Origin of the sequence: Janthinobacterium sp. HH102 (assembly GCF_001758625.2) — a bacterium.
In the GTDB taxonomy this organism is placed as follows: Bacteria; Pseudomonadota; Gammaproteobacteria; order Burkholderiales; family Burkholderiaceae_D; genus Janthinobacterium.
This window is the reverse complement of the sequence record NZ_CP062062.1, coordinates 6,096,440-6,119,180: the sequence shown is the minus strand read 5'-3', so window position 1 is coordinate 6,119,180 and position 22,741 is coordinate 6,096,440. Positions and strand designations below refer to the sequence as shown.

Annotated in this window: 19 protein-coding genes and 1 tRNA gene; 18 read left to right on the top strand and 2 right to left on the bottom strand. The window is 62.2% G+C overall.

Going from position 1 to position 22,741, the window contains the following annotated elements; all coding sequences use genetic code 11:
* Positions 1–34 precede the first annotated feature (34 nt).
* The gene (locus JAB4_RS27880; protein ID WP_227742055.1) at positions 35–823 is read right to left on the bottom strand and encodes a DUF6597 domain-containing transcriptional factor; all 789 of its coding nucleotides are present in this window, start codon (positions 821–823) and stop codon (positions 35–37) included.
* A gap of 132 nt (positions 824–955) precedes the next feature.
* Between JAB4_RS27880 and leuS the strand changes: the two genes are divergently transcribed.
* The 17 genes from leuS (at position 956) to trmB (ending at position 21,525) form a co-directional block, all read left to right on the top strand.
* Complete coding sequence (gene leuS / locus JAB4_RS27875; RefSeq protein WP_070220524.1) at positions 956–3,595, top strand: leucine--tRNA ligase; 2,640 nt, start codon at positions 956–958, stop codon at positions 3,593–3,595.
* 2 nt (positions 3,596–3,597) lie between these two features.
* Positions 3,598–4,188: an LPS assembly lipoprotein LptE gene (gene lptE / locus JAB4_RS27870; protein WP_070220522.1), complete on the top strand. Its 591-nt coding sequence runs from the start codon at positions 3,598–3,600 to the stop codon at positions 4,186–4,188.
* A gap of 10 nt (positions 4,189–4,198) precedes the next feature.
* Positions 4,199–5,215 (top strand): DNA polymerase III subunit delta, encoded by a 1,017-nt coding sequence (gene holA, locus JAB4_RS27865; RefSeq protein ID WP_058048018.1) that lies wholly within the window; start codon positions 4,199–4,201, stop codon positions 5,213–5,215.
* A 23-nt stretch (positions 5,216–5,238) separates the two neighbouring features.
* The gene (locus JAB4_RS27860; RefSeq protein ID WP_070220520.1) at positions 5,239–6,510 is read left to right on the top strand and encodes a glutamate-5-semialdehyde dehydrogenase; all 1,272 of its coding nucleotides are present in this window, start codon (positions 5,239–5,241) and stop codon (positions 6,508–6,510) included.
* 70 nt (positions 6,511–6,580) lie between these two features.
* Entirely contained in the window at positions 6,581–7,018 is a 438-nt protein-coding gene (locus JAB4_RS27855) for a CopD family protein (protein WP_070220518.1), read from the top strand.
* A 10-nt stretch (positions 7,019–7,028) separates the two neighbouring features.
* Entirely contained in the window at positions 7,029–7,643 is a 615-nt protein-coding gene (locus tag JAB4_RS27850) for a 2-hydroxychromene-2-carboxylate isomerase (protein ID WP_070220516.1), read from the top strand.
* Between the two features lie 261 nt (positions 7,644–7,904).
* Positions 7,905–9,074 carry a class I SAM-dependent RNA methyltransferase gene (locus JAB4_RS27845; RefSeq protein WP_070220514.1) on the top strand — a complete coding sequence of 390 codons (1,170 nt, stop codon included), beginning with the start codon at positions 7,905–7,907 and terminating at the stop codon, positions 9,072–9,074.
* A 189-nt stretch (positions 9,075–9,263) separates the two neighbouring features.
* A complete protein-coding gene (locus JAB4_RS27840) occupies positions 9,264–10,544 on the top strand; it encodes a multidrug effflux MFS transporter (RefSeq protein ID WP_200880291.1) in 1,281 nt (426 codons plus the stop codon).
* A gap of 203 nt (positions 10,545–10,747) precedes the next feature.
* Entirely contained in the window at positions 10,748–12,901 is a 2,154-nt protein-coding gene (locus JAB4_RS27835; protein ID WP_070220757.1) for an HDOD domain-containing protein, read from the top strand.
* 5 nt (positions 12,902–12,906) lie between these two features.
* On the top strand, positions 12,907–15,111 hold the full coding sequence (locus tag JAB4_RS27830) for an EAL domain-containing protein (RefSeq protein ID WP_070220512.1): 2,205 nt from the start codon (positions 12,907–12,909) through the stop codon (positions 15,109–15,111).
* Between the two features lie 2 nt (positions 15,112–15,113).
* Positions 15,114–16,688, top strand: a complete 1,575-nt coding sequence (locus tag JAB4_RS27825; RefSeq protein WP_227742054.1) for an SEL1-like repeat protein — start codon at positions 15,114–15,116, stop codon at positions 16,686–16,688.
* A gap of 269 nt (positions 16,689–16,957) precedes the next feature.
* Entirely contained in the window at positions 16,958–18,037 is a 1,080-nt protein-coding gene (gene rfbB, locus JAB4_RS27820) for a dTDP-glucose 4,6-dehydratase (RefSeq protein WP_070220508.1), read from the top strand.
* Positions 18,037–18,930, top strand: a complete 894-nt coding sequence (gene rfbA / locus JAB4_RS27815; RefSeq protein WP_070220506.1) for a glucose-1-phosphate thymidylyltransferase RfbA — start codon at positions 18,037–18,039, stop codon at positions 18,928–18,930. The genes rfbB and rfbA overlap by 1 nt, the downstream gene beginning before the upstream one ends.
* 44 nt (positions 18,931–18,974) lie before the next feature.
* Positions 18,975–19,520 (top strand): dTDP-4-dehydrorhamnose 3,5-epimerase, encoded by a 546-nt coding sequence (rfbC, locus tag JAB4_RS27810; RefSeq protein WP_070220504.1) that lies wholly within the window; start codon positions 18,975–18,977, stop codon positions 19,518–19,520.
* Between the two features lie 39 nt (positions 19,521–19,559).
* A complete protein-coding gene (rfbD, locus tag JAB4_RS27805; RefSeq protein WP_070220502.1) occupies positions 19,560–20,432 on the top strand; it encodes a dTDP-4-dehydrorhamnose reductase in 873 nt (290 codons plus the stop codon).
* Between the two features lie 246 nt (positions 20,433–20,678).
* Positions 20,679–20,752 (top strand) — tRNA-Gly (locus JAB4_RS27800).
* A gap of 92 nt (positions 20,753–20,844) precedes the next feature.
* Positions 20,845–21,525 (top strand): tRNA (guanosine(46)-N7)-methyltransferase TrmB, encoded by a 681-nt coding sequence (gene trmB / locus JAB4_RS27795; protein WP_070220500.1) that lies wholly within the window; start codon positions 20,845–20,847, stop codon positions 21,523–21,525.
* 5 nt (positions 21,526–21,530) lie between these two features.
* Here the strand turns inward: trmB and JAB4_RS27790 are convergent, their stop codons facing one another.
* The gene (locus tag JAB4_RS27790; protein ID WP_175444709.1) at positions 21,531–21,722 is read right to left on the bottom strand and encodes a hypothetical protein; all 192 of its coding nucleotides are present in this window, start codon (positions 21,720–21,722) and stop codon (positions 21,531–21,533) included.
* Here JAB4_RS27790 and galE point away from each other — a divergent pair.
* Positions 21,682–22,701 (top strand): UDP-glucose 4-epimerase GalE, encoded by a 1,020-nt coding sequence (galE, locus tag JAB4_RS27785; protein ID WP_070220498.1) that lies wholly within the window; start codon positions 21,682–21,684, stop codon positions 22,699–22,701. The genes JAB4_RS27790 and galE overlap by 41 nt on opposite strands.
* Positions 22,702–22,741: the final 40 nt, after the last annotated feature.

Below are 22,741 nucleotides of genomic sequence, written 5' to 3'. Positions count from 1 at the left end.
GCGTGCGCGTGGCGATTGGAAAAATGGAAGGTGCTCACGCGCGCCGGCCCGTCAGCCACGCGTCGGGCGAGCTGCGGGCGAATTCCTGGAAGTCGTGGATCAGGTGCGACTGGTCGAAATAACCATATTGCAAGGCCACCTGCGCCCAGTCCTGCTGTCCCGCCACGCTTTGCATGGCCTGGCTGGCGGCGCGGAAACGGCAGATGCGGGCAAACAGCTTCGGGCTGATGCCCACTTGCTGGCGAAATTGCAGTGCCAGGTGCTGGCGCGACACGCCCAGCTGCTGCGCCAGGCCATCCACGCGCACCTGCCCCGATGCCGCCTCAATGGCCGCGATGGCATGTTCGGCCGCGCCGGCCTGGCGCCGTGGCGGCGCGGTGCGCAGGCGCAGCAGCAGATATTCTTGCAAAATAGAAACCCTTTGTGCATTGCTCAAGGGCTCGCACCATAGCGCGTCGCCCAGGCGCGCCGCCAGCTCGCGGCCCCATAGCTGCTGCAATCCCGTGCGGCCATCGCTCAGTTCGCACAAGGGCAGCTGGAAGAAGCGTGCCGCCGCGCCCGGCTTGAAGCGGGCCGCCACCGTCTGCACCAGACCCTGGCTGACGACGGCAATCGGCGCCGTCATCATGCCGACGGCAAAGCTGGCGTCCTGCTGGTCCTGGCACAGGATGTCGATGCAATTGTCGGGCAAGACCTGGTGCGTGAAGGGCATGGCGCCCGTCTGCACGCGGCAGGTCCAGACGCAGTCCAGCCAGGGGCGCAGGGCGGGGAGGGGCGGATATTCCTGGTAGACGATCATGGCCGGCTTTGATGCAAAGAACAAGATTGCCCATATATTACACAGCATAATTGTGCGCTTGCCAAAATTTGCCGGCCCGGGCCGCCAGCGCGCCGCGCTATCGGGCGGCGACAACCAGTATAATGCTCGGTTCATATCCACTATTGGCCGCACATCATGCAAGATAAATATAGTCCCGCCGACGTCGAACAAGCCGCCCAATCGCACTGGAAGGCGATCGACGCCTATAAAGCCGTCGAACACGACCCGCGTTTCCCAAAAGGCAAGTATTTTGCCTGCTCGATGCTGCCTTACCCTTCGGGCAAGCTGCACATGGGTCACGTGCGCAACTATACGATCAATGACGTGATGTACCGCTACCTGCGCATGAACGGCTACAACGTGCTCATGCCGATGGGCTGGGATGCGTTCGGCATGCCGGCGGAAAACGCGGCCATGGCCAACAACGTGCCGCCTGCGCAATGGACGTATTCGAACATCGCCCACATGAAGCAGCAGATGGAATCGATGGGCCTGGCCATCGACTGGTCGCGCGAAATGACCGCCTGCAAGCCCGAATACTACAAATGGAACCAGTGGATGTTCCTCAAGATGCTGGAAAAAGGCATCATCTACAAGAAGACGGGTACCGTGAACTGGGACCCGATCGACCAGACCGTGCTGGCCAACGAACAAGTGGTCGACGGCAAGGGCTGGCGTTCCGGCGCGCTGATCGAAAAGCGCGAAATCCCCATGTACTACGCGCGTATCACCGATTACGCGGAAGAGCTGCTGGCCTATGTCGATGACAAGCTGCCGGGCTGGCCCGAGCGCGTGCGCACCATGCAGACCAACTGGATCGGCAAATCGACGGGCGTGCGCTTCGCCTTCCCGCATGCGATCAAGGACGCGAACGGCGCCCTGATCGGCGACGGCAAGCTGTACGTCTTTACTACCCGTCCGGACACCGTCATGGGCGTGACCTTCTGCGCCGTGGCCGCCGAACACCCGCTGGCCATCCACGCCGCGCAAACGAATCCTGCTCTGGCCGCGTTCAACGCCGAATGCAAGCTCGGTTCCGTGATCGAGGCAGACATGGCAACGATGGAAAAGAAGGGCATGCCGACCGGCCTGTTCGTCACCCATCCGCTGACGGGCGCGCAAGTGGAAGTCTGGGTCGGCAACTACGTGCTGATCACCTACGGCGACGGCGCCGTGATGGGCGTGCCGGCGCACGACGAACGCGATTTCGGCTTTGCCAAGAAATACAATCTGCCGATCAAGCAAGTGATCGAAGTCAAGGGCCAGGAATTTTCGACGGACGCCTGGCAGGAATCGTATGGCAGCAAGGATGGCGTCTGCATCGCTTCCGGCAAATACGACGGCCTGCATTTCGCGTCCGCCGTCGATGCGGTGGCCGCCGACCTGGCGGAGCTGGGCCTGGGCGAAAAGAAAACCACGTTCCGCCTGCGCGACTGGGGCATTTCGCGCCAGCGCTACTGGGGCACGCCGATTCCGATGATCCATTGCGCCGACTGCGGCGTGGTGCCGGTGCCGGAAAAAGACCTGCCGGTGGTGCTGCCGGAAGACTGCGTGCCGGACGGCACGGGCAACCCGCTGAACAAATATGAAGCCTTCCTGCAGTGCGACTGCCCGCAGTGCGGCAAGCCGGCGCGCCGCGAGACGGACACCATGGATACCTTCGTCGATTCGTCGTGGTACTACATGCGCTATACCTCGCCAGGCTCGAACGACGCCATGGTCGACGCGCGCAACGATTACTGGATGCCGATGGACCAGTACATCGGCGGCATCGAACACGCCGTCATGCACTTGCTGTACGCGCGCTTCTGGACCAAGATCATGCGCGACTTCGGCCTGGTCAAGTTCGACGAGCCGTTCGTCAACCTGCTGACGCAAGGCATGGTGCTCAACGAAACGTACTTCCGCAAGGACGCCGCCGGCAAGACCACCTGGTTCAACCCGGACGACGTGCGCTTGTCGCTCGATGACAAGGGCCGTCCGCAGTCCGCCGTCCTGGTAGCCGACGGCCAGCCCGTGGAAATCGGCGGCACGGAAAAAATGTCGAAGTCGAAGAACAACGGCATCGACCCGCAAGCGCAGATCGAGCAGTACGGCGCCGACACTGCCCGTCTGTTCACCATGTTCGCCTCGCCGCCGGAACAGACCCTGGAATGGTCGGGCAGCGGTGTCGAAGGCGCGAACCGCTTCCTGCGCCGCGTGTGGAACTTCGGCTATGCCCAGTCGGCAACGATCCAGGCCGCACTGGCTGGCGGCGCCGCACCGGCCACGGGCGACGCGCAGAAAAACCTGCGCCGCGAATTGCACAAGCTGCTGCAGCAAGCCGATTACGACTTGAAGCGCATCCAGTACAACACCGTGGTGTCGGCCTGCATGAAGATGCTCAACACGCTGGAATCGGCCAAGCTGGACGATAGCGCGCAGTCGAAGGCGCTGATCGCCGAAGGCTTCTCGATCTTCCTGCGCCTGCTCAATCCCGTCGCGCCGCACATCACCCATGTGCTGTGGCAGGAACTCGGCTACGCTGGCGTGCACGGCGATCTGCTGAACGTGGCATGGCCGCAGGTCGACCCGCAAGCGCTGGAGCAGTCCGAGATCGAGATGATGATCCAGGTGAACGGCAAGCTGCGCGGCTCGATCACGGTGGCCAAGGATGCGGACAAGGCCAGCATCGAAGCGGCCGCGCTGGCGTGCGAAAGTGTGCAGAAGTACGTCGAGACCACGCCGAAGAAGATCATCGTCGTGCCAGGCAAGTTAATCAGCATCGTGGTGTAATCATGACGACTTCCTCTCAAGTATCGCTGTTGGGCCGCCGCGCCGTGCTGGCGTTGGGCCTGACCGTCCTGCTGTCGGCCTGCGGCTTTCACTTGCGCGGTTCGAACGGCAGTTTCATGCTGCCGTTCGCGACGATGTACATCGGCTTGCCCGACTCGTCGCCGCTGGCGATCGGCCTGAAGCGCTATATCCGCGCCATTGGCAGCACGGAGGTGGTCAATACCAGGGATGGCGCCGACGCCGTCCTTGAAGTGATCTCCGATCCGGAGATGAATCGTACCAAGACCATTTTGTCCCTGAACACCAGCGGCCGCGTACAAGAGTATCAACTCGGCTATTCGATCAATTTCCGCGTGGTGGACAAGGCCGGCAACCAGTTGCTGGCGCCGACGACCATCAGCCTGGTGCGCCCCATCACCTTCGACGACAGGCAGGTACTGGCCAAGGAAACCGAGGAAGCGGCGCTGTACCGCGACATGCGCAACGACCTGGTGCAGCAGATCATGCGCCGCCTGGCCGCCATCAAGCCGGTGCTGCCGGCCATGTCGGTGGCGCCGGTGACGCCGGCCGCGCCGGCCGCCCCGCAGCAGTAACGGGGACGCCATGCAATTGCGGATAGATGCGCTCGATGGGCATGTGGCCAAGCCGCTGGCGCAGCTGTATGTGATCACCAGCGACGAACACTTGCTGGCGCTGGAAGCGGCCGACAAGATCCGCCGCGCGGCGCGCGCGCAGGGCTACTCCGAGCGCGACGTGCTGACGGTGGAGCGCAGCTTCAAGTGGGGTGAACTGCTGGCGGCGAACCAGGAGCTGTCGCTGTTCGGCGATAAAAAACTGATCGAACTGCGCATCCCCACGGGCAAGCCGGGCAAGGATGGCGGCGCGGCGCTGCAAAGCTACGCGAAAAACCTCAGTCCCGACAACCTGACCCTGATCACCTTGCCCAAGCTGGATTGGGCCACGCAAAAGGCGGCCTGGGTCGCCAGCCTGCAGCAGGCGGCCGTGTATATCGACATTCCGAATGTGGAACGGGCACAGTTGCCGGCGTGGATATCGCAGCGCCTGGCCGCGCAGGGGCAAAGCGCCGAGCGTGCCAGCATCGACTTCATCGCCGAACGGGTGGAAGGTAACTTGCTGGCGGCGCACCAGGAAATCCAGAAGCTGGGCTTGCTGCATGCCGCGGGCAAGCTGACGTACGAACAAGTGCAGGACGCGGTGCTGAACGTGGCCCGCTACGATGTCTTCAAGCTGTCCGAAGCCATGCTGGCCGGCGACCCGGCGCGCCTGGTGCGCATGCTCGAAGGCTTGAAAGGCGAGGGCGAGGCGCTGCCGCTGGTCTTGTGGGCCGTCTCCGAGGAAATCCGCACGCTGTTAAAATTGAAGGCCGGCATGGCGCAAGGGCGTCCGTTGGGCGCGCTGCTGAAGGAATACCGCATCTGGGGTCCGCGCGAGCGGATGATGGAACCGGCCCTGCGGCGCATTTCGCTGCCCGTGCTGGAAGCGGCGCTGCAGCAGGCGGCGCAGGTGGACAAGATGATCAAGGGTTTGCGCGCCAAGGGCTACGCGGGCGATGCCTGGGACGCCATGCTGCAACTGGGACTGAAGATCGCCCGAGGCTAGTTTTTTACTATATGGATACGAGCATGGACATCACAGAATATATGCAGGACGTGGGCACGCGCGCACGCGCCGCTTCGCGCGCCATGGCGCGTGCCGACAGCGCCACGCGCAACCGCGCCTTGACCCTGATCGCCGCCGCCATCGTGCGCGATGCCGATCTGCTGCGCGCGGCCAACCAGCGCGACCTCGATGCGGCTGCTGCCGCCGGCCTGGCGCCGGCCATGCTCGACCGCCTGACCCTGTCCGACGCCGCCATCGCCACCATGGTCGAAGGCTTGACGCAAATCGTGTCGCTGGCCGACCCGATCGGCGAAATCTCGAACATGAAATTCCGTCCGACGGGCATCCAGGTGGGCCAGATGCGCGTGCCGCTGGGCGTCATCGGCATCATCTATGAAGCGCGTCCGAACGTGACGGTGGACGCGGCCGGCCTGTGCATCAAGAGCGGCAACGCGACGATCTTGCGCGGCGGCTCGGAAGCGATTCACTGCAACCGCGCGCTGGCCAAGCTGGTGGCCGAGGGCTTGCTGGGTGCCGGCCTGCCTGCCGATGCCGTGCAAGTGATCGACACCACCGACCGCGCCGCCGTCGGCGCTTTGATCACCATGCCGCAGTACGTGGACGTCATCGTGCCGCGCGGCGGCAAGGGCCTGATCGCGCGCCTGATGGAAGAGGCCACCGTGCCGATGATCAAGCACCTCGACGGCATCTGCCACGTCTTCATCGACGCCAAGGCCGATATCCGGAAGGCGATCGATATCGGCTTCAACGCGAAGTGCCACCGCTACGGCACCTGCAACACCATGGAAACCCTGCTGGTGGCGCGCGCCATCGCACCGGCCGTGCTGCCGCAGCTGGCCGAACTGTACCTGACCAAACAGGTGGAACTGCGCGCCGATCCGGAAAGCCATGCGATCCTGGCCGCCGCCGCTTATCCGCACCTGGTAGCGGCCACCGAGGAAGACTGGTCCACCGAATACCTGGCCGCCATCCTGTCGGTGAAGGTGGTCGACGGCATCGAGGAAGCGATGGACCACATCAACCGGTATTCGTCGAAGCACACGGAGTCCATCATCACGGAAGACTACAGCGATGCGCTGCGCTTCCTGCGCGAAGTCGATTCCGCCTCGGTGATGGTGAACGCCTCGACGCGTTTCGCCGACGGTTTCGAATATGGCCTGGGCGCCGAGATCGGCATCTCGAACGACAAGCTGCACGCGCGCGGTCCGGTGGGCCTGGAAGGCCTGACCTCGCTCAAGTACGTGGTTTTCGGCCACGGCGAAGTACGCAAATAGTCTCATTCGCGGGCGGCCCACAAGGCGGCCCGTGCTCTTGTTTCTCTCCACCTCCGACACTGGGAACCCCATGCTCTTTCTCTGGACCAAAGCCTTCCACATCATCTTCGTCATTTCCTGGTTCGCCGGCCTGTTTTATTTGCCGCGCATCTTCGTGAACCTGGCGATGGAGACGGAAACGGTGGCCACCGAGCGCCTGCTGCTGATGGCGCGCAAGTTGTACCGCTTCATGTCGCTGCTGGCGCTGCCGGCGATGGTGCTGGGGCTGGCGTTGATGTGGATGCTGTATGGCGGGAGCCAGGGCGGCATGAAGATGCCGGGCTGGATGCACGCCAAACTGACGTTCGTGGTGCTGCTGCTCGGCTATCACCACGCCTGCGGTTCCATCCTGCGCAAGTTTGAAAAAGGTCTCAACAAGCGCAGTCACACCTGGTTCCGCTGGTTTAATGAAGTGCCGGTGGTGATGCTGCTGGCCGTCGTCGTGCTGGTCGTGGTCAAGCCTTTCTAAGGGAGTCGAAATGAGTGCAAGCCAGAGCAAAGTCGTGCAGTATTTTTTTGCGCCCCACTCGCCATGGACCTACCTGGGGCATGCGCGCCTGATGGCCATCGCCGCGAAGACGGGCGCACAGATCGACGTGCGTCCCTTTGACCTGGGCAAGGTCTTCAGCGTCTCGGGCGGCCTGCCGCTGGCCAAGCGCGCACCGCAGCGCCAGGCGTACCGCCTGGCCGAACTGGCGCGCTGGTCGGCCTTTTTGCAGGTGCCATTGACCCTGCAGCCGAAGTTCTTCCCCGTGTCGCCGGAAGCGTCGGCAAAGCTGATCATCGCCACGCGCCTGGCGCACGGCGTGGAAGCGTCGCTGAAGCTGGCGCACGCCATCATGCGCGGTCTGTGGGCGGAGGAGCGCAACATCGGCGACGAGGAAACCCTGGTACAGATCGCGTTTGACGCCGGTTTCGACGGCCGCCAGTTGCTGAAAACGTCGGAGACGGCCAGTGTGCAGGCGGAATATGACGCCAATACGGAAGCGGCCACGGCCGCCAGCGTGTTCGGCTCGCCGTGGTACATCGTCGATGGCGAAGGGTTCTGGGGCCAGGACCGCCTCGATTTTGTCGAGCGCGCGCTGGCGAAATAATTATGGAAAGATGTCAATGTAGGTCGGATTAGCGCTTTGCGCGTAATCCGACAAGCTCAGTCGGCAGCGGTGTTTGTCGGCTTACGCCCTGGCGGGCTAAGCCGACCTACGCCAACCTGCGCCGACCTGCGCAAGATATTGGATGTAGGTCGGATTGGCGCTGCGCGCGTAATCCGACAAGTTTTGAAATTTTTAGTTAATTGTTTTTCAACGGATAAAAGGTACACCATGGCTTCATATTTTTGCCCATGCCCGCGCGGCATGGAAGCGGCGCTGGCCGAGGAACTGGGCGAGATCGCTCAGGATAGTGCGACCATGAAGGTGCACAACCAGGTGCCGGGCGGCGTCCATTGCTCCGGCGACCTGCTCGATTCCTACCGCATCAACCTGCATTCGCGCATCGCTTCGCGCGTGCTGATGCGCATGGCCCATTCCGGCTACAAGACGGAAAACGATATTTACGACCTGACCCTGGCGCAAGCGTGGGAAGACTGGTTCGGCGTGCACCACACGATCCGCGTTGACGTCACGGCCGTCAAATCGCCGCTGCGCAGCCTGGAATTCACGACATTGAAAATCAAGGATGCGATCTGCGACCGCTTCCGCGACCAGTTCAACGAGCGTCCATCGGTCAACACCAAGACGCCGGACATGCGCATCGTCGGCTTCCTCGACGCGCATACCTTCACCGTCTATCTCGACACCTCGGGCGAAGCCTTGTTCAAGCGCGGCTGGCGCGAAGAGACGGGCGACGCGCCGCTGCGCGAAAACCTGGCCGCCGGCCTGCTGCGCGTGTCGGGCTGGAAGCCTGGCATGGTGCTGTTCGACCCGATGTGCGGTTCCGGCACCATCCTGGCCGAAGCGGCGCAGATGCTGCAAGGGATACCGCCGGGCGCCTCGCGCCAGTTCGCGTTTGAAAACTTCCACGACTTCGATCCGGCGCCGTGGAATGCCATGAAAAACGCCATCAAGGTCAATCCGCTGCCGGCCGAACCGACCATTTTCGGCAGCGATATCTCGGGCGACATGGTCGCCATGACGCGCCATAACCTGCGTTGCGCCGGCGTGCGCTTCGACGTGCCCCTGAAACAGATCGAGGCGCAGGAAGTCAAGCCGCCGAGCGACGTGCCGGGCATCATGCTGACCAACCCGCCGTACGGCGAGCGTATCGGCGTGCGCGGCGACAGCACCATCCCGGAAGATGAACTGTCGACGTCGTTCTATTCGGCCATGGGCACGACCCTGAAGCAGCGTTTCGCCGGCTGGACCGTGTTCCTGTTCACGGCCGACCTGGGCCTGCCCAAGCTGCTGCGTCTGAAGGAAGCGCGCAAGACGCCATTCTTCAACGGTGCGCTGGAATGCCGTTTGTTCCGCTTTGATATGGTCGCCGGCTACAACCGCCGCGAAGAAGCCAAGCCAAAAAATAACTGATCAAATCTGCTGCGCGTCGGCATAGGCGGCCTGTGATGCTCGCCGTACTCGTGTACGGCTGCGCTTCTCGGCCACCTCTCCCTTCCGCTCGCGACGGTTTTATCAGCTATTTTGGCGTCTGTAGACGTCTGTAGTAACGCAGTACCTCGCGCGGACCGCAACCGGTCCGCGCGCCACTTTGGATCCGCCATGTTTCCCACCCCTCCGGCCGATGTGCCGCCCGACCCGGTCACGCCCGTTCCGCCTCCCACACCGAGCCACATGGCGCCGCTGAGCCGCGGTGCGCTGGCGATGATGCTGGCCGGGCTGTCGATGCTGGGTCCCCTGTCGATCGATACCTATCTGCCCGCGTTTGGCGCGATCCAGGGTTCGCTGCAGGCGTCGCCGCTGGAAGTGCAGCAGTCGCTGACGTTCTACATGCTGGCCTTTGCCGGCATGGTGCTGTGGCATGGCGCGATCTCGGATACCTTCGGCAGGCGCAACGTCATTCTCGTGTCGCTGCTGATGTTTGCCATCGGTTCGCTCGGCTGCGCTTCGGCGCACACGGTGCATTACCTGTGGTTCTTCCGCATCATGCAGGGCGTCTCGGCCGGCGCCGGCGTGGTGATCAGCCGTGCCATCATCCGCGACCTGTATGCCGATGCGGCGGCGGCGCGGCTGCTGTCGCTGGTGACGATGATCTTTTCCATCGCGCCGGCCGTGGCGCCGATTCTGGGCGGCTGGATCGTCATCTGGTTCGACTGGCGCTCGATCTTCCTGTTCCTCGCCTTCTACACGGTGGTGCTGCTGGCGTTCTGCTACTGGCGCCTGCCCGAAACCCTGCCGATGGAAAAGCGCCAGCCCTTCAATCCCCGCTTCCTGGCGTCGAGCTATGGCCAGATCCTGCGCTCGCCCCTGTTCCACATCAAGGCCGGCATCGTCGCGCTCAATTTCGCGGGCCTGTTCCTGTTCATCACGGCCGCGCCGGAAATGCTGCCCAAGCAGCTGGGCCTGGGGCCATCGCAATTCGCCTGGCTGTTCATTCCCTGCGTGAGCGGCATCTTCATGGGCGCCGCGGCGGCCAACCGCATCGCCGGCAAGGTCACGTTCGCGCGCCAGATCGGCATCGGCTTTGCCTTCCTGCTGTGCGCCGCCAGCGTCAATGTCGTGTATCACCTGTTCCTGCCGCCCTCCTTGCCCTGGTCGGTGCTGCCCTTGTTCTTCTATACCTTCGGCATGTCGCTGGTGGGTCCGGGCGCGACCCTGCTGGCGCTCGACCTGTTCCCGCACATCCGCGGCACGGTGGCCTCGTGCCAGTCGTTTGCCAGCACCTTGCTGGGCGCCGTGGTGGCCGGCGTGATCTCTCCTCTGCTGTCCGGTTCCGTGCTGTGGCTGGCGTCGGGCCAGCTGGCGTTTACGGGCCTGGCGCTGGCGCTGTGGCTGATATCGCGGCGCTTCCGCCACCGTTTGCTGGGTTCCTTCAAGGCATAAGTTTCCATCGCAGAACGCTGGATTTATTTCAACTTAATTTTCTATATTGCAAGTAATATCCGGCGCTTATGATAAGATGACTGCTTTTCCCGGCATCCTCTCAGGCGACATTTTTTGGGTTACAGGAGTGGAGGATTCCTCTGAACGTGGCCGCGCTTCGCTGCTGAGCGCTCTTCCTTTTCAAACCGGCAATGCCTGATACGATGCATCAATCTGATCAAGATATTCGCAATCGCCTGCTGATTGCCCGCCTGCCGGCCATGCCGCAGATCCTCCTCAAACTGATCGCCCACCTGCAGGCCGACGATGCCGGCATGCCGGAGCTGGCCGCGCTGATCGCCAAGGATGCGGGCATGACCAGCAAGATCCTCGGCGTGGCCAGCAGCTCGGCCTACCATCGGCAGAGCAAGGTCGTCAGCCTGGAACAGTCGCTCGTGTCGCTGGGCACGGACATGATCAAGACCCTGGTCATCAGCGAATCCGTCTTCCAGACCTTCAACAGCTTTCCCCATTCAGGCAGCACGGATTTGCGCGCCTTCTGGAAAAGTTCGCTGTCGGCCGCCGTCATGGCGCGCGCGCTGGCCAAGGCCATGGCCTATCCGCACGTCGAGGAAGCATATCTGGCGGGCTTGCTGCACAACGTGGGCCGCCTGGCCCTGCTGGCCACGGCGCCGAAGGAATACGCGTTCAATTTCACGGCGCGCGACGATGCCGCCCTGTGCGCGGTGGAGCAGCGTACCTTGCAGATCACGCATGCCGAAGCGGGCGCCTGGCTGATCGAGCGCTGGCATCTCGATTCCTTTCTGGCCGACAGCGTGCTGTATCACCATGAGCCGCTGGCGCGCCTGGAAGCGAGCCATCCCCTGATCCGCATCGTGCGCCTGGCGCACCTGCTGTGCTGCCATGCCGACGATGCGGAGTCGATCACGCAGGCGGCAAGCCTGTGCGCGCTGGACGTCGAGACACTGGACGAGCTGGCCGGCAGCGTCGCGCGCCAGGTGGAGCAGGCCGCGCAGCACCTGGGCATCGACCTGGCCGGCGCGGACGATATCGCCACGCCGCCCGCCTATGCGCCGCCCGCCGTCGATCCGGTGCAGCGGCGCCTGTCCGACGAAGTGCGCAATATGGTGCTGGTGTCCGAAGTGGGCCAGACCTTCGCCCGGCAGCAGGGCGAGAGCAGCCTGCTCGAAGCCATCACGCGCTCGGCGCGCATTCTGTTCGATTTCGACACCGCCGTCATCCTGCTGCAAAACCCCACCGGCCATGCGCTCGTCGGCGTGGCGGCGGGCGAACATCAGCAGCGCCTGGCCGGCTTCTCGATCCCGCTGGCCAAGGGCGGCCTTCTGGCCGCCTCGGCGCTGGAGTGTCAGCTGGCGTTCCTGAAACGCGACATGCCGGCGCTGGGCATCGTCGAGGAGCAGCTGTTCCGCATTCTCGGTACCGATAGCCTGGTCTGCGTGCCCTTGGCGTCGGGCCAGCGCAGCCTGGGCGTGCTCATTGGCGGCGTGGCGGCGTGGCAGATTCCCGCTTGCCAGAAGCGCGAGGGTTTTCTGCGCGCGTATGCCAACCAGGCCGCCACGGCGCTGGAAACGGCCATCAGCGCGCGCGGGCTGGCGCGGCGCCAGCTCGATCACGTGACCGAGGAATACCGCGCCGCGTCGCGCCGCGTCGTGCACGAAGTGAATAACCCGCTGTCCATCATCAAGAACTATCTGAGCGTGCTCGATCACAAGCTCGAGAAGCAGGAACCGGTGTCGGGCGAAATGGCGATCCTGAACGAGGAAATCGACCGGGTCGGCCAGCTGATCGGTGGCCTGGCCGATCTGCAGCCGGCGGCGGCCAGCGGCGTGACCGATTGCGCGCGCGTGGTCGACGATGTGCTGCGCCTGTTCCGCGCCACCGACTTCCTGCCGCCGAAGATCGAGGTGGTCACGCGCATGCAGGACGCGCCATGCGAGGTGGAGGCCGATGCCGACATGCTCAAGCAAATCCTGCTCAACCTGCTGAAAAACGCCGTCGAAGCCCTGCCTGATGGCGGGCGCATCGAAGTGGCGAACCGTGGCCACGTGAACCGCGACCGCCGCCTGTACCTGGAGCTGTGCGTCAGCGATAATGGCGCAGGCCTGGCGCCGGACGTGCTGGCCAATCTGTTTTCCCCCGTGCGCAGCAGCAAGGCAGGCGCGCATCACGGCCTGGGCTTGTCCATCGTGCATGACCTGGTCACGCGCCTGCATGGCGTGATCGGCTGCCGCAGCAGCAAGTCCGGCACCTCGTTTGAAATTTTACTGCCCATTCCCTTGCCGGCAAGCGCTGCAGCCGCGCTGCCCTCGCCCGGCAATACCGCCATGTCTTCGTAACGTCCATGAACTCCTCCGCCATTCCGTTTGACCTGGAAAACAGCCCGCGCATTTTGCTGGTCGACGACGAGCCCCGCCTGCTCGCCTCTCTCCACGAATTGCTGAAGGACCGCGGCTACCAGCTGCACACGGCCACCTGCGGCAGCGAGGCGCTGGCGCAGTTGTCGAAACTGCGCTTCGACCTGATCCTGCTCGACTTGCGCCTGCCCGACATGAGCGGCCATGAAATCATGGACCACATCAACCGGCGCGGCATCGAGGGCGACGTGATCGTCATGAGCGGCGACGTCGGCATCGAGGCGGCCATCGGCGCCCTCAAACGCGGGGCCTACGATTATCTGCGCAAGCCCTACAGCCGCGAGGAGCTGCTCAAGACGGTGGAGAACGCGCTGCAAAAGAGCCAGCTGGCCCTGGAGAACGAGCGCATCGCACTGCAGCTGGAAAACTCGGAAAAGATGTACCGCTACCTGGTCGACAGCTCACCCGACATCATCTATACGCTCAACCACGAAGGCCGCATCACTTTCATCAACGACAGGGTGCACCAGTTGCTGGGCTTTAGCCGCGAGGAGCTGATCGGCAGCCATTACTCGATTCTCGTACACGATGAAGACCAGGAGCGGGCGCGCTATGCCTTCAACGAGCGCCGCCTCGACGAGCGCGCCTCGCGCAATGTGGAACTGCGCCTGAAGTGCCATAGCGGCAGCGGCAGCGACCGGACCTTCAACAACACCCTGATGACGATTCCGCTCAACTCGATCGGCATGCACGGCCACGACCAGGAAGCGAAAAAGCAGGAGTACTTCGGCACCTACGGCGTGGCGCGCGACATCACCGACCGCAAGCGCGCCGAGGAAGTCATCTCTTACCAGGCCTATCACGACATCCTGACGGACCTGCCGAACCGCATGCTGTTCAAGGACCGCCTGGGGCTGGCCGTCATCCAGGCGCGGCGCAAGCTGACGGAACTGGCCGTGATGTTCATCGACCTCGATCGTTTCAAGCTGGTCAACGACACCCTGGGGCACGTGAAGGGCGACGAGCTGCTGCAGCAAGTGGCGCTGCGCCTGAAGGATTGCCTGCGCCGCGGCGATACCCTGGCGCGCCAGGGCGGCGATGAATTCACCATCGTGCTGCCGGAACTGCGCGACCGCCAGGATGCGCGCCTGATCGCCGACAAATTCCTCGAATGCCTGCACCAGCCGTTCGACCTCGATGGCAACCAGGTGCATATTTCAGCGTCCATCGGCATCGCCATCTATCCGGGCGACGGCGAGACCATCGACGAGCTGCTGCGCCACGCCGACATCGCCATGTACCAGGTCAAGGCGCTGGGCAAGAACGGCCACAGTTTCTATCACGAGTCCATGCTCGACGTGTCGCACCAGAAGATCGCGCTCGAGCAGAGCCTGCGCAAGGCGCTGGAGCTGAATCAGCTGGAGATGTATTACCAGCCGCAGGTGGACGTGATGACGGGCCGCATCGTTGGCGCCGAAGGCCTGATGCGCTGGAACCACCCGCAGCGGGGCTTGCTGACGGCCGGCGAATTCCTGCCGTTCGCCGAGGAAAACGGCTTGATGCTGCCGATCTCGGACTGGATGCTGGGCGCCCTGTGCCGCGACCTGGTGCAGTGGAACGCGGCTGGCGGCGAAGCCGTGCGCCTGTCGCTCAATTTGTCGCCGCAATACCTGGACCGGGGCGACTTTTTCGAGAAGATGCGCGGCGCGCTGACGCGCTACGGCATCGCGCCGGAAAAGATCGAAGTCGAGATCACGGAAAACATCTGCATCCGCAACCCGCAGTACGCGATCGAGCAGTTGAACAAGCTGTGCCAGCTGGGCGTGTCGGTGGCCATCGACGATTTCGGCACCGGCTATTCCTCGCTGTCGTACCTGCACCGCTTCCCCATCCACACCATCAAGATCGACCAGTCGTTTGTGAAGGAAATCCACGACGAGCACGGACACTATCCCGTCATCCTGGCCATCATCTCGATTGCGCGCGGCCTGGGCCTGCACCTGATCGCCGAGGGTGTGGAGACGGAAGGGCAGGCGCGCTACCTGCAGGACAAGGGCTGCACCACGATGCAGGGCTATCTGTACCACCGGCCCATTTCGCTGGGCAGTTTTATCGGCGTGCTGCAGGAGCAGAACCGCCTGATCGCCGATGCCGCCCCCGCGCCGTCCCCGACGCTGACCATCGAGGCTTGACCGTGTCGCTTGCCGATCCCCGCTACACGGCTGCTCATTACACGGCTGACTACCTGCGCCTGAAAGGACTGGCCGAGAAAGGCAATGCGAACGCCCAGCACAGCCTGGGCTTCATGTATTTCAATGGCCAGGGTATCGGGCAAAGCTATGCGCTGGCGCTGCACTGGTACGGCCTGGCTGCCGCGCAGGGACTCGAGCATGCGCAATACAACCTGGGCGTGATGTGCCAGAAGGGCCAGGGCGTGCCGCAGGATTTTGCGCAGGCGGCGCACTGGTACCAGCAGGCGGCCGAACAGGGCTACGCGGCGGCCCAGTACAACCTGGGCTGGCTGTATGCCAAGGGCCAGGGACTCGCGCAAGATAGCGGGCAAGCCATGCTGTGGTTCAGCCGCGCGGCGGAACAGGGCGACGCGGGCGCGCAAAACAACCTGGGCATGATGTATGACAATGGCAAGGGCGTGCCGCAGGACTTCGTGCAAGCCATCGCCTGGTACCGCAAGGCGGCCGAACAGGGCTATGCGCGTGCGCAGTTCAACCTGGGTCTGCGCTACGACAATGGCCAGGGCGTGCGCCAGGATCGCCAGCAGGCGACGGCCTGGATGCGCAAGGCCGCCGAGCAGGGTTATGCGCCGGCCCAGTTCAACCTGGCGCTGCGCTATGAAAATGGCGACGTGCTGCCGCAGGACAGCCGGCAGGCGATCAGCTGGTACCGGCGCGCGGCCGAGCAGGGCCACGCCAGTTCGCAGTTCAACCTGGGCCTGATTTACGACAATGGCCAGGGCGTGCCTTGCGATAAACAGGCGGCGCTGGAATGGTATGTCAAGGCGGCGGGACTGGGTCATGCGGCGGCCCAGCACAACCTGGGCCTGCATCGTGAACATGGCGCCCACGATTACGCGCAGGCGCAAGCGTTTTACCGCCAGGCCGCCGAGCAGGGCTTTCCCGCCGCGCAGTATCAGCTGGGACTGCTGCATGAGCATGGACAGGGCGTGCCTGCCGATGCGCAGGAAGCCATCTTCTGGTACCGCAAGGCGGCCGACCAGGGACATGTGCGCGCGCAGTTCGACCTGGGCCTGCGCTATGAACATGGCCAGGGTGTGCCGCAGGATCTGTCGCTGGCGCTGGAATGGTACCGCCGCGCCGCCGAGCAGGATTACGCGCCGGCGCAATACATGCAGGGCATCTTGCACGACCGCGACGATGGTCCTGCACCCGACAGCCAGCAGGCCTGCGCCTGTTACTGCCGCGCCGCCGCCCAGGGCCACAGCCTGGCCCAGTTTGCGCTGGGCCTGCGGCACGACAATGGCCAGGACGTGCCGCAGGACTATGCCGCCGCCTGGGACTGGTATGCGCTGGCCGCGCGCCAGGGCCATGCGCGGGCGCAGATGAATCTGGGCCTGATGGCCGCAAGCGGCCAGGGCGCTCCGCTCGATTTGCAGCAGGCGTATATCTGGCTGTCGATGGCCGCGGCGGCCGGCGTGGCCGGCGCGGAAAAATCCCTGCGCCAGACGGCGGCGCGCATGCGCGAGACGGATCTGAACCAGGTGCGCGAGCGCCTGGAAGCGCTGGCCGATTAATTCACGCTCTCATTAAAATCGTCGCGCGCCACGCTGGCATTGAGGATGCCAGGTATGTCAAGAATGGGTCTTTATTTTACTGAAAACGGTTAACGCCATCTTCAAGAAAGATTGCGCATATTAATCCCGAATGAGAGTATCATAATATTCAAAAAAAATATCAAACACATAATATTCTGTCGCAGTAGTACGTTCAGTCAGGTCGTCCATCGACGATTGCACACTCGGGAACGCCTGTGAATTCGTTCAAGTGAGCAAAGGAAAGTAATATGATTTTAGTGACTGGTGGCGCCGGCTTCATCGGTTCCAACTTTGTAAGAGACTGGCTGGCGCTCAACGATGAGCCTGTAATCAATTTTGACAAACTGACCTACGCTGGCAATCTCAGCAATCTGGCCAGTCTGGAGCAAGACCCGCGGCATATCTTCGTACGCGGCGATATTTGCGATACTGCCCACGTCTCCCGCCTGCTGGCCGAACACCAGCCCCGTGCCATCGTGCATTTTGCCGCAGAGAGCCATGTCGATCGCTCGATCCATAGCCCCGGCGAATTCATTACCACCAACGTCAACGGCACCTTCAGCCTGCTCGAGGCCGCACGTGCTTACTGGTCTGGCCTGACAGGCGACGCCAGGGACGGCTTCCGTTTCCTGCACGTCTCGACCGACGAGGTGTACGGCACCCTGGGACCGAACGACCCGCCATTTACGGAAACGACGCCGTATGCGCCCAACAGTCCCTATTCGGCATCGAAAGCGGCGTCCGATCATCTGGTGCGCGCGTATTTCCATACCTATGGCATGCCGGTGCTTACCACCAACTGCTCTAACAACTATGGTTCCTTCCATTTCCCGGAAAAACTGATTCCGCTCATCATCAGCAATGCCCGTGCCGGCAAGGCCTTGCCTATCTATGGCGATGGTATGCAAGTGCGCGACTGGCTGTACGTGGGCGACCATTGCGCGGCGATCCGCCGCGTCCTGGAAGCGGGACGCCTGGGCGAGGTCTACAACGTGGGCGGCTGGAATGAAATGGCCAATCTGGAAGTCGTGCATATCTTGTGCGACATCCTCGATACGCTCGATCCCAAGGCGTCCGGCAGCTATCGCGAACAAATCACCTACGTACTGGATCGCCCAGGCCACGACCGTCGCTATGCCATCGACGCGCGCAAGATCGAGCGCGAACTGGGCTGGAAGCCGGCCGAAACCTTCGCCACTGGCATCCGCAAGACCGTCCAGTGGTATATGGACAACCAGGTCTGGGTACGTGATGTGCAGTCGGGCGATTACCTGAAGTGGGTAGAGAAAAATTACGCGGCACGCGACACAGCCGAGGAGCAGCAATAATGGGAAACGCCATCGAACGCAAGGGCATCATCCTCGCAGGCGGTTCCGGCACGCGCCTGTACCCTGTCACCATGGCCGTGTCGAAGCAGCTGCTGCCCGTGTATGACAAGCCGATGATCTACTATCCGCTGACCACGCTGATGCTGGCTGGCATACGCGACATCCTGATCATTTCCACACCACAAGATACGCCGCGCTTCCAGGAGTTGCTGGGTGACGGCAGCCAGTGGGGCATCAAACTCAGCTACGCCGTGCAACCCACGCCGGATGGCCTGGCACAGGCGTTCATCATTGGCAAAGAATTTGTCGGCAATGCGCCATCGGCCCTGATTCTGGGCGACAACATCTATTATGGCCATGACTTTGAAACGCAGTTGCGCGTAGCCTCGGCACGCACCAGCGGCTCGACCGTGTTCGCTTACCATGTCACCGATCCGCAACGCTATGGCGTGATCGATTTCGACGCGCAACGTCACGCCGTCAGCATCGAGGAAAAGCCGCTCAAGCCAAAATCGAATTACGCCGTCACCGGCCTGTATTTCTACGACAGCCAGGTCTGCGACATCGCCGCCAGTATCGTGCCTTCTGCGCGTGGCGAGCTGGAAATCACGGATGTCAACCGCGCCTACTTGGAACGCGGCCAATTGAACGTCGAATTGATGGGCCGCGGCATGGCCTGGCTTGATACGGGCACCCATGAATCCTTGTTGGAAGCGGGCCAATTCATCGCTACCATTGAAAACCGCCAGGGCTTGAAAGTTGCCTGCCCCGAGGAAATCGCTTACCGCAAGGGATATATCGATGCCGCCAAACTGGAGCAGCTAGCCCGGCCGTTGAAGAAAAACGCCTACGGTCAATATCTGTTGCGTTTGCTCGACGACAAAATATTCTGAGGTGCGCCGCGCTTTCCACCTAGTTCATACGATACCGATATACCATGCAAATCCAGACCACAGCCATACCTGACATATTGATACTCGAACCGACGGTATTCGGTGACGACCGCGGCTTTTTCTATGAAAGCTTTAACCAGAAGCGCTTTGCCGAACTGACCGGCGTTACGCGCTCTTTCGTGCAAGACAATCATTCCAAGTCGGCCAAGGGGGTGTTGCGCGGCCTGCATTATCAGATCCAGCAGCCGCAAGGCAAACTGGTGCGCGTCACCGCCGGCGCAGTATTCGACGTCACCGTCGACCTGCGTAAAAATTCGCCAAGCTTCGGTCGCTGGGTCGGCGTGGTGCTGTCGGCTGCCAACAAACGCCAGCTATGGATTCCCGAAGGCTTCGCCCACGGCTTCCTGGTAACCAGCGACAACGCTGAATTTTTGTACAAAACCACCGATTACTGGGCGCCGGAATTTGAGCGTAGTATCTTGTGGAATGATCCGGCAATCGGCATCGACTGGCCGCTGGACGGCGAACCGCTCTTGTCGGGCAAGGACAAAGCCGCGACGTTGCTGGCCCATGCCGACGTCTTTGCCTGAGCACGGCAAGACAGCCGTGCCGCATTCACTGGAACAATTATGAGCCGTATCTTAATTACAGGAAAAACCGGCCAGGTTGGCTACGAACTGGAACGCAGCCTGCAAGGCCTGGGAGAAATCATCGCGCTCGACCGCAGGCAGATGGATCTGGCCGATTTGACCCAGGTACGCGACATGATCCGCCGCATCAAGCCGACGCTGATCGTCAACCCGGCCGCCTACACCGCCGTCGACAAAGCGGAAAGCGAGCCAGAGTTGGCCATGCGCATCAATGGCGAGGCGCCGGCTGTCATGGCCGAGGAAGCCAAAAAATTAGGTGCTGCAATGATTCATTACAGCACTGATTATGTCTTTGATGGATCGAAAAACGGTCCCTATGTCGAGACCGATCCGACGTGCCCTGTCAATGTGTACGGCAGTAGCAAGCTGGCCGGCGAACAGGCGATCCAGGCAGCCGGCATCCCGCATCTGATCCTGCGCACCAGTTGGGTCTACAGCATGCATGGAAAGAACTTTCTGCTGACCATGCTCCGCCTGGCGCAGGAGCGCGACGAGCTCAGTATCGTTTCCGACCAGGTCGGTGCACCCACCTGGAGCCGCACCATCGCCGACACCACCGCGCATATCGTGGCGCAAAGCGTCGTTGCCACGAACCGCCAAGCATGGTGGGACAAACGCTCTGGTTTATATCACTTGACGGCACAGGGACAAACCAGCTGGTTCGGCTTCACTGAGGCGATCATGGCACATGCCTCGATTGCCAAGAAGCCGCGTCTCAGACCGATACTCGCGCAAGCCTACCCGGTACCCGCACGGCGGCCTGCCAATTCGGTGCTGTCTTCGGAACGGTTGAAGAAGGCCTTCTGCGGATTGCCGCAGTGGCAGGATGCGTTGAAGCTATGCCAGGACTGAGGATATAAAACATGTAAGAGAAACAATTGCCGTTGTAAAGCTGAACTAGCGGGGCAAGCCAGGTCCCGGGCTGCTCAGGCGGAGCCGACAGAATGCTGGCCAACGACCGGAAGTCCAAAGACCTGATCGTTGAAAACGATATCCATGTTTGCCATATGGTCCAGGTCCTGAAGAGGACGTCGCAGCCATGCGCGGCACTTCACAAATTTGCCAAGTACTCGCCATCCCGCGTAAAATGCAGGCTTCGCGGGTGTAGCTCAATGGTAGAGCAGAAGCTTCCCAAGCTTACGACGAGGGTTCGATTCCCTTCACCCGCTCCATTTTTCGCTGGCGCCTGGCTTGATGCGGCGCGGCTACTTATTTCTCCATTCCCATGTCTTCTGATACCCCAGCAAACGGCCCGGCGCGGCCGATGATGTACGATCCGACCGAACACCGCATCCGCAGTTTTGTCACCCGCGCGGGACGGCTGTCTGTCGCGCAGGCGCGCGCGCTTGAGACCTTGGGGCCGCAGTTCTTGTTGCCATTCGCCAAGGAGTCCATGGACTTCGAGCAGGTGTTCGGCCGCAAGGCGCCCGTGATCCTGGAAATCGGTTTTGGCATGGGCGCGACGACGGCGCATATCGCCAAAGCCATGCCGGAGAAGGATTTCATCGGCGTCGAAGTGCACACGCCTGGCGTCGGCAGCCTGCTGAAGCTGATCGGCGAAGAGTCGCTGACGAATCTGCGCCTGCTGCAGCACGATGCGGTGGAAGTACTCACGCACATGATTCCCGCCAATTCGCTGGCCGGCATCCATGTGTTTTTTCCCGATCCATGGCACAAGGCGCGCCACAACAAGCGCCGTTTGATCCAGTCGCCATTCGTCAAGCAATTGACCGACCGCCTGGCGCCGGGCGGCTATCTGCATTGCGCCACCGATTGGGAAGATTACGCGGTGCAAATGCTGGACGTGCTGGGCGCCGAGCCGCAACTGCGCAATAGCGCCGATGCTTATGCGCCGCAACCGGCATATCGTCCGCTGACCAAGTTTGAAAACCGCGGTTTGAAGCTGGGCCATGGGGTGTGGGATCTGGTGTTCATCAAGAAATAAACGCATTATGGCGGCTTGCCCACCCCTGCCATTTGCATAAAAATGAAGCCTGCCGCAGCAATGCGGCGGGCTTTTTTATTACTTGCGCAGCCTTGTGCGGGCTTGGCAAAGCGGGGAAATTCCGCTAGTCTTATCTTTTTTGCATTGATTGATATTATGTCCAAGAAAATACTCGTGACCGGCGCATCCGGTTTCATCGGTTCGCATACCTGTATCGAATTGCTGGCTGCCGGTTTTGAGGTGGTCGCGGTGGATAATCTGTGCAATAGCGCGCGCGAAGCGATGGCGCGCGTGGAGCGCATTGCCGGCAAAAGCGTGCCCTTCTATGAAGCGGACGTGCGCGACCGCACGGCCATGGCCGCCGTCTTGCGCGAGCATGCCATCGATGCGGTGATCCATTTCGCTGGCTTGAAAGCCGTGGGCGAATCCGTGGCGCAGCCACTGATGTACATGGATAACAATGTGTCGGGCACCGTGGCGCTGCTGGAAGTGCTGGCGGCGGCGAACGTGAAGCGTTTTGTGTTCAGCTCGTCGGCCACCGTGTATGGCGATCCGGAAGCCTTGCCGATCGTGGAATCGTCGCGCCTGTCCGTGACCAATCCGTACGGCCGCTCGAAGCTGATGGTCGAGGAGATCCTGGCCGATCTCGTGCATGCCGATGCGCAATGGCAAGTCGGTGTATTGCGCTACTTTAATCCCGTCGGCGCGCATGCCAGCGGCTTGATCGGCGAAGATCCGGCCGGCATCCCGAACAATCTGATGCCTTTCATCGCCCAGGTGGCCGTCGGCCGCCGCGAGCGGCTGGCCGTCTTCGGCAACGACTACGACACGCCGGACGGCACGGGCGTGCGCGACTACATCCACGTGGTCGACCTGGCGCTGGGCCATGTGGCGGCGTTGAACCGCCTGTTCTCCACCGAGGGCGGCTTTACCGTCAACCTGGGCACGGGTCACGGTTATAGCGTGCTCGATACCGTGCGCGCCTTCGAGGCCGCCAGCGGCCGCAAGGTGCCATACGACATCGTGCCGCGCCGCCCCGGCGACATCGCCAGCTGCTACGCCTCGGCCGACAAGGCGAAGCAATTGCTGGGCTGGCAAGCGCAGAAAAATATCGACGACATGTGCCGCGACCACTGGCGCTGGCAGCACCAGAATCCGCAAGGCTACGCGGCGTAAAAAAGTCCGTCAGATACAAAAAATCCCGCTCACACGCAAG